Source organism: Thermobrachium celere DSM 8682 (genome assembly GCF_000430995.1).
Classification (GTDB): domain Bacteria; phylum Bacillota; class Clostridia; order Clostridiales; family Caloramatoraceae; genus Thermobrachium; species Thermobrachium celere.
On sequence record NZ_HF952003.1, the window covers coordinates 3,213 to 3,788 of the forward strand.

Consider the following 576-nt stretch of genomic DNA (forward strand, 5'->3'; position numbering starts at 1 on the left):
ATAATCAACATTTTGTACTCCATCTGATTTTAGCTCTTCTCTTTGAATTTCATATTTTTTAGCAATACAAGGCATAACTASKGATACGTACAACTATCTTATCAGCAGGTATATTAAACTTTTCTGCAAAATATGTCTTTGCTATTGCTCCAAACATCATATGAGGAGACTTACAGGTTGAAGGTATATCTAAAAGTTCAGGGAACTGGTGCTCAATAAACTTAACCCAGCTAGGACAACAGCTTGTAAGAATTGGAAGTCTTCCCTTTCCATTTAGTCTATCTATAAATTCCTTTGCTTCCTCCATTATTGTTACATCCGCTGCAAAATCTGTATCAAACACCTTCTTAAATCCAAGTCTTCTTAATGCCGCAACCATTTTTGCCTGTAACTATTGTTCCAGGTTTTAATCCAAACTCCTCACCAAGTGCAACTCTTATAGCTGGTGCTGTTTGTGCTATTACATATTTATCTGGATCATGTAGTGCATTCCATACATCCTGTACATAACTAACTTCTGTAAGTGCTGCAGTTGGGCAAACTGATACACACTGTCCACAGAAGGTACATTGAGTA

1 pseudogene is annotated in these 576 nt (G+C 36.4%); it reads right to left on the reverse strand.

Features of this window, described 5'->3' with window-relative positions:
• Positions 1-576 (reverse strand): annotated as a pseudogene (locus TCEL_RS13040) ([Fe-Fe] hydrogenase large subunit C-terminal domain-containing protein); the annotation flags it as partial.